Origin of the sequence: Sorangium sp. So ce176 (genome assembly GCF_051519835.1) — a bacterium.
Classification (GTDB): domain Bacteria; phylum Myxococcota_A; class Polyangia; order Polyangiales; family Polyangiaceae; genus Sorangium; species Sorangium cellulosum_G.
Genome location: NZ_CP150371.1, coordinates 1,337,740 through 1,352,016 on the forward strand (window position 1 = coordinate 1,337,740; position 14,277 = coordinate 1,352,016).

The 14,277-nt window shown below is 71.1% G+C and carries 10 protein-coding genes; 4 read left to right on the forward strand and 6 right to left on the reverse strand.

Translation table 11 applies throughout. The features are described from left to right. Positions 1-6: 6 nt before the first annotated feature. From WMF42_RS04960 to WMF42_RS04975, 4 genes are all read right to left on the reverse strand, one after another. Positions 7-1,026 carry a hypothetical protein gene (locus tag WMF42_RS04960; RefSeq protein WP_437690517.1) on the reverse strand — a complete coding sequence of 340 codons (1,020 nt, stop codon included), beginning with the start codon at positions 1,024-1,026 and terminating at the stop codon, positions 7-9. Then, positions 1,023-1,637 carry a hypothetical protein gene (locus WMF42_RS04965; RefSeq protein WP_437690519.1) on the reverse strand — a complete coding sequence of 205 codons (615 nt, stop codon included), beginning with the start codon at positions 1,635-1,637 and terminating at the stop codon, positions 1,023-1,025. Before WMF42_RS04965 ends, WMF42_RS04960 begins: the two co-directional genes overlap by 4 nt. A 679-nt stretch (positions 1,638-2,316) precedes the next feature. Then, positions 2,317-2,781 (reverse strand): SRPBCC family protein, encoded by a 465-nt coding sequence (locus tag WMF42_RS04970; protein WP_437690521.1) that lies wholly within the window; start codon positions 2,779-2,781, stop codon positions 2,317-2,319. Between the two features lie 143 nt (positions 2,782-2,924). Further along, positions 2,925-4,205, reverse strand: coding sequence for a DUF2786 domain-containing protein (locus tag WMF42_RS04975; protein ID WP_061608843.1), 1,281 nt, complete (start codon positions 4,203-4,205; stop codon positions 2,925-2,927). A 163-nt stretch (positions 4,206-4,368) separates the two neighbouring features. Between WMF42_RS04975 and WMF42_RS04980 the strand changes: the two genes are divergently transcribed. The 3 genes from WMF42_RS04980 to WMF42_RS04990 all read left to right on the forward strand — a co-directional run bounded on the left by WMF42_RS04980 (position 4,369) and on the right by WMF42_RS04990 (position 9,459). Further along, positions 4,369-6,417: a sulfatase-like hydrolase/transferase gene (locus WMF42_RS04980; RefSeq protein WP_437690522.1), complete on the forward strand. Its 2,049-nt coding sequence runs from the start codon at positions 4,369-4,371 to the stop codon at positions 6,415-6,417. Positions 6,418-6,422: 5 nt separating this feature from the next. Further along, positions 6,423-8,444, forward strand: a complete 2,022-nt coding sequence (locus tag WMF42_RS04985; protein WP_437690523.1) for a sulfatase-like hydrolase/transferase — start codon at positions 6,423-6,425, stop codon at positions 8,442-8,444. A gap of 346 nt (positions 8,445-8,790) precedes the next feature. Continuing rightward, positions 8,791-9,459, forward strand: a complete 669-nt coding sequence (locus WMF42_RS04990) for a hypothetical protein (protein WP_437690524.1) — start codon at positions 8,791-8,793, stop codon at positions 9,457-9,459. A gap of 85 nt (positions 9,460-9,544) precedes the next feature. Here WMF42_RS04990 and WMF42_RS04995 read toward each other — a convergent pair whose 3' ends face one another. Next, a complete protein-coding gene (locus WMF42_RS04995) occupies positions 9,545-10,057 on the reverse strand; it encodes a DUF1993 domain-containing protein (RefSeq protein WP_437690526.1) in 513 nt (170 codons plus the stop codon). 253 nt (positions 10,058-10,310) lie between these two features. Here WMF42_RS04995 and WMF42_RS05000 point away from each other — a divergent pair, with 253 nt between their 5' ends. Next, the gene (locus WMF42_RS05000) at positions 10,311-10,904 is read left to right on the forward strand and encodes a Uma2 family endonuclease (RefSeq protein WP_434045767.1); all 594 of its coding nucleotides are present in this window, start codon (positions 10,311-10,313) and stop codon (positions 10,902-10,904) included. A gap of 66 nt (positions 10,905-10,970) precedes the next feature. Here the strand turns inward: WMF42_RS05000 and WMF42_RS05005 are convergent, their stop codons facing one another. Beyond that, on the reverse strand, positions 10,971-14,081 hold the full coding sequence (locus WMF42_RS05005; protein ID WP_437690527.1) for a PEP/pyruvate-binding domain-containing protein: 3,111 nt from the start codon (positions 14,079-14,081) through the stop codon (positions 10,971-10,973). Positions 14,082-14,277: the final 196 nt, after the last annotated feature.

Sequence of the window (14,277 nt, forward strand, 5' to 3'; positions counted from 1 at the left end):
GAGGCGCTACCACGGCCTCGGGACAAAGCTGGCCAGCGCCGCCGACGTCCTTCGCGCGGCGCGGACCGCGGCGAGCCAGTGCGTCTGGGCGGGGTCGCTGTCCCATCGCGGGGCCTCCCGCCAGCGCGCGTCCCAGTACTCTCGCGCGGCGGCCTCGGCCGTCGCAAGCTCGCTCTCGTCCTCGGGCGCGTCCTCGACGCGCTCCGCGAAGGCCAACCACGGCCTCGCGTCATGGTGCCATGGCTTCGGCCATGGCCGAGCAGGCTCTCCGTCGAGGAGTCCGTCAGTGCTCTGGAGATAGGCTTCGTAGGCGCTCTGCGCCACCGCGTCGCGCCGGTGATCTGTGACCCAGGACGTGCACGTCTCGCGGTACGCCTCGGCCCACACGCGGTCCTCCTCGGGCACGTCCTCTCGCCAGGCGCTCGCATGGAGCTCGCGCAGGGCCTGCTGGACGGCCTCCCGGTCCTTGTTCGCGCGCCACGCGGCCGCGAGGGCTCGCTCGCGCGCCGCGCTCGGTCCCGGCAAGCTCGCGTCCTCCTGCTGGCGATACCAGGAATAGGGAGGATCCACCACCGGGGGGATGTTCCTCTTCGTGGCGTGGGCTCTTTCGCAGCGTCCCAGCCGGAAGCCTCGCTGAAAGGCGCGGAGCGCCTCGGGGCCGTGCCCCTGAGCGACATCCTCGGCCGTCAGCGTCTTCCAGAGATGGGTCCGGTCGAGGCGCGCCAGCCGCTCGGCCTCGCTGGTGGGCTCGCGCTCGAGAGGCGCGCGGGAGGCGAGGAAGGCGCGCTTGACGGCGGCGATCAGCATCGGCCATGGGGGTGCGGGCCTGCCGTCGAGCCACTGCTTGAACTCGTCGCGGTGCGCCCCGGCCCACGCGCGGTCCTTCTCCTCGGACAGGTCGTCTCGCCACGCTTCGGCGCACAGCTTGCCCAGATCTTCGAGGCAGGACTTCCACTCTCGTGGATCCCTGGTGCTGAACAGCCGGTAGCCCGCGAGCAGCTCGCGCTCGAACAATCGAGGCTTCATCGATGGTCCCCGCCTGGAGGGTCCGCGGGCTCTCCGCCCGTGGGGGTCGTGTCGGAGGGCCTGGGGGGGCATCCCCAGCCCGGCCCGGCGCCGAGCGGGCAGAGGAGCGGCGCGAACCGAGGAAGAGCCCATCCCGGAGGCGGAGCCGGGACGGCGATCATGGCATCGATCAAGTCGTCCGGCCCGATGGCATCTGGATCGACCATCTTGGGATCCACCTTCTCGGGCTCGTATCGAGAATCCCACACATATTTGCACTCGATGTCGGTGAACGCGGGCAGCAGCTTCTCGAGCTCTCCCCTGGCATCATCGACGACCCACGACGCGAATTCTTCGACGCAAAAGAGATACGTCGGCAAGTCGGGCTTTGTAACGAGGCATTTGACCACGTCCGCGACGGTCAAGACCTTATCTGGGCGATCGTACCAGCCGCTCCATCCCCCACGCTCGTTGTCGCGACACTGTATCTTGCCCACCTGGTCGTTCTGATTCCTGCCCGTCAACCAGTCCTTCGCTCGCCAGTTCATGTACCATCTCTTGTACAGCTTTGTCTCAGGGGTCGGCATCGTCGCGATCTGGCGCCTCAGCTCTTCGCGATCTTCGGGGTCCACGATGGAGCAGCCTAAGGCGAGCGGAGCGAGCACAGCGAGGCACAACGGTTTCATGTGCTTCCCTCCCGAGCATGACCGAGCCTACTACCGCGCTGCGTCGCCGCGCAAGACGTTCCGCAGGTCTGGAGCACGACCACCTTCCCCACAACCACGTTCGTGACCACGCACCACCTCGCGGGCGGGACCGGAGCTGGCGAATGCCGTGGTAACGTCACGAGCTGATTGTCGTGCCGGCGACGTTGGCCTGCGCCGGTCGGCGCATGAAGCCGCGCGTTCCGTGGCGTCCATGGCTCGCCCATTGATCCAATCGAGCATTGCGTGCGGGCCGGACACGCTCATCATGAAGTCGACGATCCTGGATACGCCACCCGCTGCACCCGTATCCTCAGTGCCCGTCGGCTCGATGGTGAGTAGGATGTCCGGGGCGGTTTGGGCCTACATCAAGGCCGGAGCGCGGTCGCCCCCCGCGTTTCCCGTCTTGACCGCGGACAGCCGACCCATCCTTCCTGCGCGGTGAGCTGGCCCGGACCAGCGGCGCCGGCGGCGCGACCCCTTCCCCTCCGTGGACGGCTCGCGGCCCACGCCGAGCGACTCAATCCAGACGGAACTTCGACAAACGGTGGGCCCCCGGCGAGGCTGTCCGTGGGGCGGCCTGCTCCCCCCGAGCCCCCGCGCCCTCTCAGCCGGCCCGCCGCCGCTCCAGGTGGGTCTTCATCGCCTTGAGATCCCCGTGCACGGCCTTCTTGAAGCTGCCGATGAACAGCCGCCCGAGCGTCTCCATGAACCACCCCATGCCCGCGATCTCGCCATCCATCTTGAGCAGCGTGCCGGCGCCCTGAGGCTCGAAGACATAGCGAAACCGGTACTCCCCGCGTCCCGTCGTGCCCTTCTTTCCGTCGATGAACAGGTCGAGGCTCTTGCCCGGCTCCGCCGCCGTGACCTCGAACTCCTCGGTCGATTCCTTGCCGAACATCTTGCGGGTCTCACGCCACATGGCGCCCTTGCCGGCGACGCCCTCCGTGAGCTTCTCCACGCGCACGAAGTTGGGCATCCAGTCGCCGAACGCGTCGATGTCGGTCGCGAGCCGGAACACGTCCTCGGGGGACGCCTCGAATCGCTCTTCAATCGTGAACCGGAGCGGCATCGTCGTTGTTCTCCTGGGTGGGCCCGCGCACCGGGCGCCATCGTGCCGGAACCGCTCCTTCTCCGTCAACGAGCGCGTCGGGCCCGCGCCGCCGCCCCGGCGGCGTCCGCTCCGCCGAGCGGCCCGGCCGCGGACTCGCGCGCTCAGCCCTTCTTGCCAGGCAGCAGCAGACCCCGCTCCCCCGTCGCTCCCTGCATCGGGCGGTGCAGCACGATCTTCCGCCCCGCCTCGCGCCCGTGCGCGTGCGCCGCCGTCCGCTGGTTGCCCGCGTGCCGCAGGTGCTGCACGTGCGGGTGGCGCGACCGATAGTAGGTGTCCAGGTCAGCGTCTCGCACCCAGACGAGCCCCTGCTCCGCGGACGCCTTCCGCTCCGTGTTCAGCTTCTCGAGGAACCCGAGCATCACGCCGGCCATGTAGGTCCGCCGGTCCTTGTTGCCCTTCACGCCGTGCGCCCGCTTGTGCTCCCTCCAGAGCTGCTCGGCCGTGTGGTGCAGGAACGCGTGCACGTAGGCCGCCATCTCCAGGTTCGCCGACGTCCCGCAGATCTCCAGGACGCTGCCGCGCTTGCCGTCGAGCGGCGCGTAGACAGGCACCCAGATCGCCTCGACGAAGAAGTGCTTGCCGAGGATGCCCCCCACGATCCGCTCGCTCTCGCCCACGCGGCCGCTCGGCTCGCCGAGGTGGCGGAAGCCGTACTGCCGCGCGGCGCGCGCCTTCGCGACGTCGAGGTTGTACTTGAGCATCAGCCGCTGCGCCGCGCCCATCGCCGCCTGCGCCTCGTGGGCGTTCGGGCTGTCGGCGAGCGCGAGCAGCCGCGCGATCCGGTCGAGGATCCGGGCGTCCGCCGCGGCGTCGCTGCCCGCCGCCGCGCCGGGGTCCGCCCGCGAGGGGCCGGCGGCCGGCATCCCGGACGCCGTCGCGTCGATGCCGAGGCGCGCGCACACCTCGCGGAACGCCGGCCCGTGCGCCGCCTCGTCCGTGACGCCCAGCACCTCGTGCACGTACTGGTGCGCCATCTCGTGCTTGAGCACCTCGATCACGACGCCCCACGGCTGCGTCAGGACGAGCGGCCGGGAGATCTCGATCGTGCGCGCCTCCGAGATCCAGCGCCCGAGCCGGCTCGCGGCGTCGGACAGCTCGATGGAGGCCGAGCGCAGCTTCCGCCGGAAATGCGTGTAGTTGAGGGTCTGGTAGGCCCCCATGAGCTCGCGAACGAGCGCCGCCTCGAGCTCCGCGCTGAGCCTCGCCGCCGTCTCGCGCGGCGGCTCGGGCGCCGTCTCGCGCGGCGGCTCGGGCGCCGGCGCGCTGGCGGGCGGACCCGGCTCGGAGGTCGCGGCGGCGGTGGAGGTCTCGGCCGACGGCGCCGCGGCCCCGGGGGCCTGCTGGGCGCCGCGCATCCCGTTCAGGAAGAGCTGCTCCGCCATTTCGGACGCCTCTCATGGCACGCCCCGGGCGGCTGTCGAAGGGATTTCTCCACCCCGGCGCGCCCCCCGGCCCCGGCGCGCCCCCGGCCGGCCGGACGCGTCATCGACCCGCCGCAGAAACGTTCCCGATACGCCATGTCCTCGCTAGAATCCCGCGCCCCACGTGTCCCGGTCCAATGCGTTCAACGATCCTCAGGCGGCAGAGACGGACGTCTCCAGCCGCTCGTCGCGCGGGCTGACCCGCGATGTGGGCGCGGAGCGCGCCGCGGCGCGCGCCCGGCTGCGCGTCCTCGCCCGCGCCCGGCGCCGCTACGGTCGCCTGTTCCTCGCGCTCCCGTTGCTCCTCGTCGTGGCGGCGGACGTCCTCATCCGCGGCGATCGGCTGCTCGCGCTCGGCGGGAAGCACATGGCCAGCTACCTCGGCGCGATGGTCGAGAGCGCCGCGCTCTGGGGGCTCCTGCTCTTCGCGGCCTCGGCGCGGCGGGGCGCGTCGCGCTGGATCGCGGCGCTGCTCTTCGTGGTGCTCGCGACGCTGTCGCTCGGCGGCCAGCTCTACTTCCACCGCCAGTACGCGACGTACCTCAACCTCGACGCCACGCTCTTCGGGACGTCGCTCTCGTCGAGCCTCTTCGGCCAGCTCCGGGCCGACGGGGAGAACTTCCTCCGCTCGGTCCTCCCGCCGCTCCTGCTCGCGATCGCGCTCGTCTGGCTGGGCCGGCGGATCGTGCGCCCCGGCCGCACGGCGCGGGCCCGCGCCGCCCGCCTCGCCGCGCCCGCGGCCGTGGTGGCCGCGTTCGTCCTGCCGTGCTCGTACCGCGCGGTGCAGGCCTCCACGCCCGACGTCATCTACTTCCACGCGATCGGCGGCCTCATCAAGGAGCTCGTCGGCGTCCAGACCACGGCGCAGGTGCGCCCGGGGCTCCGCACGCCGCCCGCGCTGCCGCCGGTCACCCCGGCGCCCGGCCCGCGCCGCAACGTGCTCTTCCTCCTGACCGAGAGCGTGCGCGCCGACGCCACCTGCTCGGCCCGCGCCCCCGCCGGTGAGCGCGGCGCCCCCGCCCCGTGCCCTGGCACCCCGCGCATCGACGAGGCGGCGCCGGGCCGGCTGCCGCTCACGCAGATGCGGTCGAACGCCTCGACGACCGCGATCGGGCTCGCGGTGCTCTGGTCCGGCCTCCAGCCGATCGCGACGCGCGAGGAGCTCCACACCGCGCCGCTCGCCTTCGACTACGCGGACGCCGCCGGCTTCGACAGCGCCTACTGGACGAGCCACCACATGATGTTCGCCAACTCGCGCCTCTACGTGCAGGACCTGCCGGTCTCGCACCAGTGCGGCGCGACCGAGCTCGACCCGCTCGCCGACATCGACCTCGGGGCGGACGACCGGCTGCTGTCCGCGCACGTGCGGTCCGAGCTCCTCTCGCTGCGCGAGCCGTTCCTCGCGGTCGCCCATTTCGGCAACACCCACGTCCCGTACCTTGTCGACCCGGAGCAGGCGCCGTTCCAGCCCGCGCTCGAGAGCAAGGCGCCCGACGACAACGACGCCTACCACAACTTCTACAGGAACGCGGTCTACCGGCAGGACGCGGCGATCGCGGAGCTCATCCGCTTCGTCCGGAGCTCTCCCGTCGGCGATCGCACGGTGATCGTGTTCACCTCGGACCACGGCGAGGCGTTCCGCGAGCACGGCCAGCTCGGCCACACGGGCTCGATCCTCGACGAGGAGATCCGGGTGCCCGGCTGGGTCGACGCGCCGCCGGGCACGCTGACGGCGGCGGAGGAGGGGGCGCTGCGCGCGGCGCGGGACGAGCTCGTCTTCCACACCGACGTGGCGCCGACGCTGCTCGACCTGATGGGCCTGTGGGACGAGCCGGCGCTCGCGGGGTACAGGGCGGCGATGGTCGGGCGCAGCCTGCTCCGGCCGCTCCCGGCGCCGGCGGCGCTGGCGCTCACGAACTGCACCGGGATCTGGGGCTGCGCGTTCAAGAACTGGGGGATGATGCGCGGCAACATGAAGCTCGAATCCCGCGCCTGGGACACCGCCTGGCACTGCTACGACGTGCTCGCCGACCCCCGCGAGCAGCGCGACCTCGGGCCCGCCGCCTGCGGCGACCTGCCCCGGCTCGCGGACGCGATCTACGGCGGTCCCGCCGGCAGCGTCGATGTCCCGGTCCACCTCCGCGACCTCGCGTCGAGGCCCCGCCGCGACTGACCCGGATGACGCCGGACATCGACCGAGACGGCGGCGCGCCCAGCGAGCCGCCCGCCACCGCTTCCGCCGCGCCCGCCGCTTCCGCCGCGCCCGCCGCGCCCGCCGGCCGCGCCGATCGCCCGCGCGCGGCGCGCCGGGCCGCGCGCCGCCGTCGCCGTCTCGCCGGCCTCGCGCTCCTCGCCGCGCCGGCGCTCTGGTTCCTCGTCGCCGACGTGCTGCGGCGGGGCCGCCACATGACGACGTTCGACCGGCTGCACGCGGCCGGATACGCAGCGACCGTCGTCGCGTCGCTCGGGTTCTGGGGCGTCCTGCTCTATGTCGCCTCGGGCCGCCGCGGCGCGATGCGCGGCGTGACCGGCGGGCTGTTCGTCGCGCTCTTCACGCTCGCGTGCGGCGTCCAGGGGGGCTTTCACGCCCTCTACAACATCTACTGTTCCATCGACTCCCAGATTCACTCCCGGTCGATCCCGTGGTCGGTCGTGGGCACGCTGCCGCTCGGGGATCCCCGCGTGATCGCCCATCTCGCGGCCGCGCTCGGGCTCGCGCTCGGCGCGCTCCGGCTGTCCCGCCGCCTCGTGCGCCCGCGGCGCCTCCGGCGGCGCGTCGCCGCGGCGTTCGTGCCGCTGGCGCTGGCCGGCGTGACGATGATCCCGGTGAGCTACCGGGTGATCCAGTCGTCGTCGGCCGACATGATCTACTTCCACGGCGTCACCGCCGTGGTGAAGGAGCACCTCGGCATCACGGACGACTCGCCGGATCTGCGGGTGCAGCGCCGCGACCCGGAGCGCGTGCCGCGGCTCGAGGCGCGCCCCGCGCGGCCGCGGAACGTCGTGCTCATCCTGCAGGAGAGCCAGCGCGCGGACGTGACGTGCGTCGCGTACGACCCGGCCTGCGCCCAGGCGACGCCGTTCTCCAACGCGGCCGCGCCCGGCCGCATGCCGCTCCTGCAGATGCGCGCCCACGACTCGACGACGGCCATCTCGATATCGAACATCTGGTCCGGCGTGCTGCCGACCGAGCGCCAGGAGGTGCTCGGCTCCGCCCCGCTGCTCTGGCATTACGCTCACGCGGCCGGCTGGGACACCGCCTACTGGACGAGCCAGAACCTCATGTTCGGCAATGCCCGGCTCTACGTGCAGGACATCCCGGTCTCGCACCGCGTCGTCGCCACCCAGCTCGATCCGGGCGCCGACCTCGATTACGGCGCCCTCGACCGGCAGCTCACCGATCGCGTGATCGAGGAGTGGGGCGAGCTCGTCGAGCCGTTCTTCGCCGTCGTCCATTACTCGAACGTTCACTTCCCGTACGTGATCGATCCTCGGCATTCGCCGTTCCAGCCCAGCGAGCGGAGCAAGTCGCCCGACAGGAACGAGCACTTCTTCAACTACTACAAGAACGTCGTTTACCTGTCGGACATGGCGGTCGGCCGGCTCATCGAGCATATCCGCGGGACGCCGAGCGGCGAGCGCACGGTCATCGTGTACACGTCGGATCATGGCGAGTCGTTCCGGGAGCACTGGCAGCTCGGCCACACGAGCTCGCTCTGGGACGAGGAGATCCTGGTGCCGGCGTGGATCGACGCGCCGGAGGGGACGCTCGCCCCGGAGGAGCGGGCGAGCATCGCCGGCGCGCGGGACACGTTCGTGTGGCACCTCGATCTCGCGCCGACGTTCCTCGATCTGATGGGGCTCTGGGACGAGCCGCGGCTCGCGCCGTTCCGCGCCCGGATGATCGGGCACCCGTTGACGCGGCCGGAGCGCACGGTGGCGCCGGTGCCGCTGACGAACTGCACCTGGGTATGGGGGTGCTCGTTCCGCAACTGGGGGATGATGCAGGGGCCGCTGAAGATCGAGGCGCGCGAGTGGGACGGCGAGTTCCACTGCTTCAACGTGCTGGAGGACCCGCTCGAGCTGACCAACCTGGGAGAGCAGGCGTGCGCGCCGCTGCCCGATCTCGCGCGGGCTCTCTTTCACGAGATGCCGAACGTGGCGCCGCCTGGCACGAAGCCTGTCGACTGGGGCGGGTGAGCCCGGCGCGCGGGGCTCAGGCGCCCTGCGCCAGCGGAGCCGCCCCGACGGCGCTCGTTGCCGACGCCCATCGATGCTCGCGTGACAGCGCGGCGCGCGCCGCGAGGCGCCGCGGTGCGCCCGTCGACGCGGCATTGGCACAATCGGCTGAGCCAATCTGGGCCATGTTGCCGGCGCATTGCTGACAGATGCCAGCAAATCGCGGAGATCCAGGTTGGATCGCGGATTGCTCCTGGGCAGGTGCACGTGCGGGGACCGGCGGCAGAGGATGGCGCACGCGGCCGGTGGTCCCGAGCGGAACCTTCAGGAGGACAACATGATGACCAGGATGCTTAAGGGATTTGGGGTGTTCGCGGCGGTAGGCGGGTTGTTCGCGGCCGGGATCAGCGGTTGCACCATGCCAGCCGGCGATGACGCAGAGCTCGGCTCGCTCAGCTTGCCGCTCGAGGCGCAGGCGCCGTCCGGCGTGAGCTACCGGCTCCGCAACGCGACGTTCCAGATCCAGAGCGATTACTACTGGTATGACGGGGTGACGGTCGGCAGCAGCAGCGGCAGCAGCGGCGTCGGCGGGAGCCCCGGCAGCACCACCAGCAGCAGCACCGGGTATTTCCCCGGAACCTTGTTGACGATCAACTCCGAGGACGAAGATCCGGAGGCGAGCTCCATCCTCGTCGATCTGGAGCAGGGCTCGTACTACGTCCAGCTGCTCCCGGGCTGGCACCTCGAGAAGGTCGAGGGCGGCACGGCGACGGTGGTGGACGCGACGCTGCTCTCGTCGCAGGTGATCTACGTCTACGTATCGCCGCGCTCGACGACCTGGGCTCAGTATCAGTTCGGTATCGGGGACAGGGCGCTCTGGCTCAACGGCAAGCTGAACCTCGGCATCGAGGTCTACGAAGATCCGGAGGAATACTACGGCGGCTACGGCACCGGGGGCTCGGGCGGGGCCGGCGGCTACATGGCGGTGTCCGTCTCCTCTTCGAGCGTCGGCGTCGGCGGCAGCGGCGGCTTCTAGTCTTCATCCGCGGAGACCACGGCAGCAGGCGCGGCGGCCCTGGCGGCGGATGAGCCGCCGGGCCGCCCCGCCGGGACTGCCGCGCTCAGAGATCGCGGATCGCGATCGGCCCGATGAAATCGATCTTCCCGACGTCGATCCCGTTGTGCCGCAGGATCGAGTACGCCGTGGTGGCGTGGAAGTAGAAGTTGGGGAGCGCGAACTGGAACACGAAGTCCGGGGCCTTCATGCCCTTGCCCGGCATGAAGAAGAGCGGGATCATGCGGTCGCCCGCGCCCTGGAACTGCTCCGGCTTCAGCGCGCTCACCTGCTGGAGCGTCTCTCCGATCCGCGCGCGCAGCTCCGCGATCGTCTCGTCTCCCGTCTGGGGCGCCGGCGGCTCCGCGCCGACCAGGAGCGCGCTCAGCCGCAGGGGCCAGGAGATGACGTTCTGGATCTGACGCCTGAAGTTCCACTGGTCGGGCGCGAGGCGCGCCGTGAGCAGCACCTCGGGATCGTACTTCTTCTGCTCGGCGTGGGCTTGCGCCTTGTCGAACCAGGTCGGCACCTGGCCGAGCATGCGGGCCATCTGGGGGAACGAGCTGTCGTAAAGGCTCATGATCTTCTCCTCGTCAGCGGTTGTACGCCAGCGGTAGCAGCCAGCGCTGCTGGTCGCCCCGCGGCCTCCGCGCGTCAACCCCGCGCGACGCGCCTCGTGCCCGCGCGCGCCGGCCCGCTCCACGGCGCGCGGCGGCGTCGAGCGCTGGCGCTCGACGCCGCCGCGCGCTCGTTGGTCCCGCGTTTAACTATTTGAAATTGCTTGACAATTCGAAGTGTGGCGACCCTTCGCGCCGAGGCGCTATGCTCGACGCGTGCCCACCGCCGCACCGAAGCCAGGCCCAGCCACCGCCGCGGATCTCCTGGCCATCGCCGAGGAGCAGCGCTTTCACGAGATCGTGGACGGCGAGCTCGTGCAGAAGGCGGTGCCCTCGTTCGAGCACGGCGATGCGCAGTCCGCCATCGTCGCGCACGTGAAGGCCCCGTTCCAGCGGCGCCCCGGCGGCCGCTGGCCCGGTGGATGGTGGTTCGCCACCGAGGTCGAGGTCGAGCTCACGCCGGACCAGGTGTACCGGCCCGACGTCGTCGGCTGGCGCCGCGAGCGCTCGCCGGAGCGCCCCAGCGGGAGCCCTGTCCGGCTCCGGCCCGACTGGGTGTGCGAGGTCCTGTCCCCCGAGAACGCGCGCAACGACACGGTCAAGAAGATGCGTGTCTACCAGCGCTGTCAGCTCCCGCATTACTGGATCGTCGATCCCAGGGAGGAGACGCTGACCGTGTACCGGTGGACCGCGGAGGGGTATCTGGTGGCGCTCCGCGCGGAGCGGGGCGAGCGTGTCAGGGCCGAGCCCTTCGACGCCATCGAGCTTCAGGTCGGCGTGCTGTTCGGGGACGAGCCAGAGGACGAGTGACCGGCCGCGCGGAGCCCCGGTCGGCGGCGCGGCCCGCCGGGGCTCCGAAGATCGCCCGCGAGGCGCTCACTCGATCGGGTGGAAGACGCCCTCCGGGTCCATGGTCCACATCTGCGGAGGCTCCCCCGGGATATCCGACGTGCTGATGTAGATGAACCGGATGTCCTTCTCCTCCAGCTCGGCGAGGAGCGCGGGGTCGACGCCGGGCTCGAGGCGGGGCTCGAAGATGAAGTCCTCCGAGAAGTTGTGGTGCGCCGGGCGGTAGGTCTGCGCGTGATAGCCCCTCAGCACGATCGGGCTGCTCGTCAGCCCCTCGATGCGCGTCTCCACCCACTTGTGCAGGGGCGCCGTGTACCCCGCCGTGGGGCCCGAGGGATACGGCGGCCAGTAGAACGACGTCTGCACGACGACGCCGCCGGACTTCGGCGAGAGCGAGCGCTCCTGGAGCAACGAGCCCTCCACGGGATCGCCCTCCGCCGGGCAGTCGCCGAGCCGCACCGCCTCCAGCGACACGGGGACCGGCGTGCCCTCCCAGTCGAGCGTCGGCGCGGGCGTCGCGTGCTCGGCGCGGAGGGTCAGCCCGAAATCGCGCAGCGCGACAAGCGGCCCGAGCGACGGCGGCAGCAGGTCGGGCACGCTCTCGGCGGCGAGCGCATAGGTGGTCGCCGCAGCCCCTTCGCCGTCCACGAAGGCGTCCGCTGTCGTCCCGTCGGCGTACGTGTGCGCCGCGCCCGGCCACGCCGCGGGGCTGCCCGTCAACGTCGCCACCGCGCCGCCGGACACGTAATCGAGGGTCGCGTCCGCGAACAGCGTGCTGCCGAGGGCCGCCGGCGTGAGGAACGCGCTCTTCGTCGAGAGGCGCGCGCGCACCTTGAGCCGGTGGTTCGCGAACACGTCGCCGAACTCGCCCTGGAACGTGCAGACCTCCCGCGGGTCGTCGAGCAGGTAGGGCGTGAGGCTCGGCGTCGTGTCCGGCAGCGAGACCTCGCGCACCTGCTTCACCACGAGCTCACCGGGCTTCATCTTCTTGTACTCGTAATCGAGCAGGTACGACGTCTTGCCCGGGTGCGCCTCGACGAACCGCTGCTGGACGCGGCCGAGCAGGCCGGCGAGCGCGCGATAATCGCTCTCCCACTCCATCACGTGGCCGCCGAGCGGCACGAGCGTCGAGCCGGAGCGGAGGCTGAGGTAGGCCTGGCCGTCATAGCTGCTGATGTCCACGACCTCCGGCAGCGCGCCCCCTTCCGGGTTGGTGACGGAGGTCGCCCCGAGCTGCGTCACGAGCTTGATCTCGTCCGTGCCCGGCTCGCCGGGCGAGGCGGCGGCGTGCGAGAGCGTGGCGACGCCGTTCGCCATCTCGTTCTCGTCAGGATAGGAGTAGTGGACGAGCACGCCCATCCCGACCTCGTCCTCGTTCACGCCGTAGAGCAGCCGGGCGAGGAACGCGTTGTCGTTGTAGAAGCTCGCGTACACCTTGCGGATCGCGCGGAACACGCCCCGCTCGCTCGCCTCGTCCGCGTCGCAGAGGCTCGGCCCCGCGTCGTCGGCGTCCTGGTCATCGGCCAGGCAGCCGCTGTAGCTGTCGTAGAGGCCCGCGCCCGTGAAGACGGCGCTGTCCTCCACGTTCGTCGAGCTCCGGAACCGGATCTTCCTCGTGGGCGAGAAGCCCGCGATCGCCTCCTCGACCGCCTGCCGCTGACCCGCGGAGAAGGCGGTGTCCTTGGCGATCCGGTCCCGGATCGCCGCGAGATCGGCCTTGAGCGCCGGCATGTCCGGCGGGTAGGTATACCCGCCGACGCGCTCCGCGATCTCGGCGCGCAGGGTGCTGCCGCCGGGCGTCGCCTGGTCGAGGAAGTCGTCCCAGAGATCGAACGACAGCGCGACAGCGACGTCGGAGCTCTCCGGGATGGCGTCCCGCAGCAGGCCATAGTTCGCGGCCTTGCCGCCGAAGTGGATGATGTCCGCGGGGCCGAGATCCTCGGTGGATCCGAAATAGGCGCCCAGGGGCTGCTTGGGCTGGATCCCGAGATCGCCCGGCCGCTTCAGCGCGAGGAGCTGCTCCCTGTCCGCCGGGGCGATCTTGCCCTCGGCCTCGAGGACCGCGGCGCGGCACACGACCCCCCACTCCCGCGAGGCCCGCAGCGCGATCTCCTTGCCGTCGAGCGCCTTGGCCGCCGCCGCGGCGGCCGGATCGCCGATGTAAACGAACGGGATGCCGAACGAGGTCGCCAGGAGGGCTGTGTGCGCGTTCGGGGTCGAGGGAGACAGCGAGATGATGCCCGCCACATAAGGCACCTCCGCAGGGATGGAGTCGGTGAGGAGGATGTCCTCGGCCCGGAGATCGCCGCTCGCGTAGGCGGCGTCGATCATGTCCGAGGGCACGTAGCGGAGCCGGCCCACGGCCCAGCCTGTCGAGTAGCACTGATCGCCGCTCAGCCACCGCTCGACCGAGCTCACCGGGAACCCGCTCTGCTCGAAGAACGCGCTGTTCTCCGCGGCCGACGCGGCCTGCTCGTGGGTCGGGAAATAGAAGGGCCTCGCGCCGTCGGGCGCGACGATGCTGTCCCTCACGAGCTCGAGGACGACGCGCGCCATCTCGGGATCGTAGGCGTCCTGCCGGACGAGCTGGATGCCGACCTCGGGCTCGGTGCTCGCGAACGGGGAGATCAGCACCGCGCCGAGGATGGCCTTCTGTCCCTCCGCGTGCAGGGATACCTGGTCGTACTCGTCGAGCGACATGCCGAAGAACGGGTCGAGCCGCGCCGTCGCGAACTCGCCGTGGAACGGGAACTTGTTGCTGTCCTGGTAGTAGACCTTGGTGGGATCGTGCATCAGCACGGTGAACTTCACCCAGCTCGGCCCGTCGTACGTCGAGTAGGCGGCGAACGGGTCGAAGGGGAAGTCGAGCTGGTTCTTCCAGTCCTCGGAGGGGGTGATGTCGATCGGGTAGGTCTCGACGGGCCACTCATAGCCGTCGCCTCCTCCCTCGCCTCCGTCGCCCCCACCTTCGCCGCCCGTGCCGCCCGTGCCGCCTGCGCCGCCGGTGGCGCCCCCGCCGCCCGCGGCGCCGCTGCCCCCCGAGCCCCCCGATGAGCCGTCGCCGCACGCGGCGAGATTCCCTGCGCCGAGGAGCGCGAGCGCAAGGCAAGCCAGTCGACCGATCCGTTGAAACCTCATGGGCAACAGCGAGGTACAACTACCGTGCCAGCATCATCGCCAAAACCTCTTGGCGCCCGCGCGCCGCGCGGCGGGGCATCGATGTCGCGAGACTGGCGCATGCAGGCACAGCAGCGCGGGCGGGAGGGCGCGATGGCGATCCGGCGCCGGCGTCGATTTTTCTTGGGGTTTCAACCGGTTCGGCGTTCTAGGATAC

Bases quoted from the DNA above. Each gene is read 5' to 3' on its own strand.
- WMF42_RS04960 (WP_437690517.1), bottom strand. From the start codon at position 1,026: ATGAAGCCTCGATTGTTCGAGCGCGAGCTGCTCGCGGGCTACCGGCTG.
- WMF42_RS04970 (WP_437690521.1), bottom strand. From the start codon at position 2,781: ATGCCGCTCCGGTTCACGATTGAAGAGCGATTCGAGGCGTCCCCCGAG.
- WMF42_RS04975 (WP_061608843.1), bottom strand. From the start codon at position 4,205: ATGGCGGAGCAGCTCTTCCTGAACGGGATGCGCGGCGCCCAGCAGGCC.
- WMF42_RS04985 (WP_437690523.1), top strand. From the start codon at position 6,423: ATGACGCCGGACATCGACCGAGACGGCGGCGCGCCCAGCGAGCCGCCC.
- WMF42_RS04995 (WP_437690526.1), bottom strand. From the start codon at position 10,057: ATGAGCCTTTACGACAGCTCGTTCCCCCAGATGGCCCGCATGCTCGGC.
- WMF42_RS05005 (WP_437690527.1), bottom strand. From the start codon at position 14,081: ATGAGGTTTCAACGGATCGGTCGACTGGCTTGCCTTGCGCTCGCGCTC.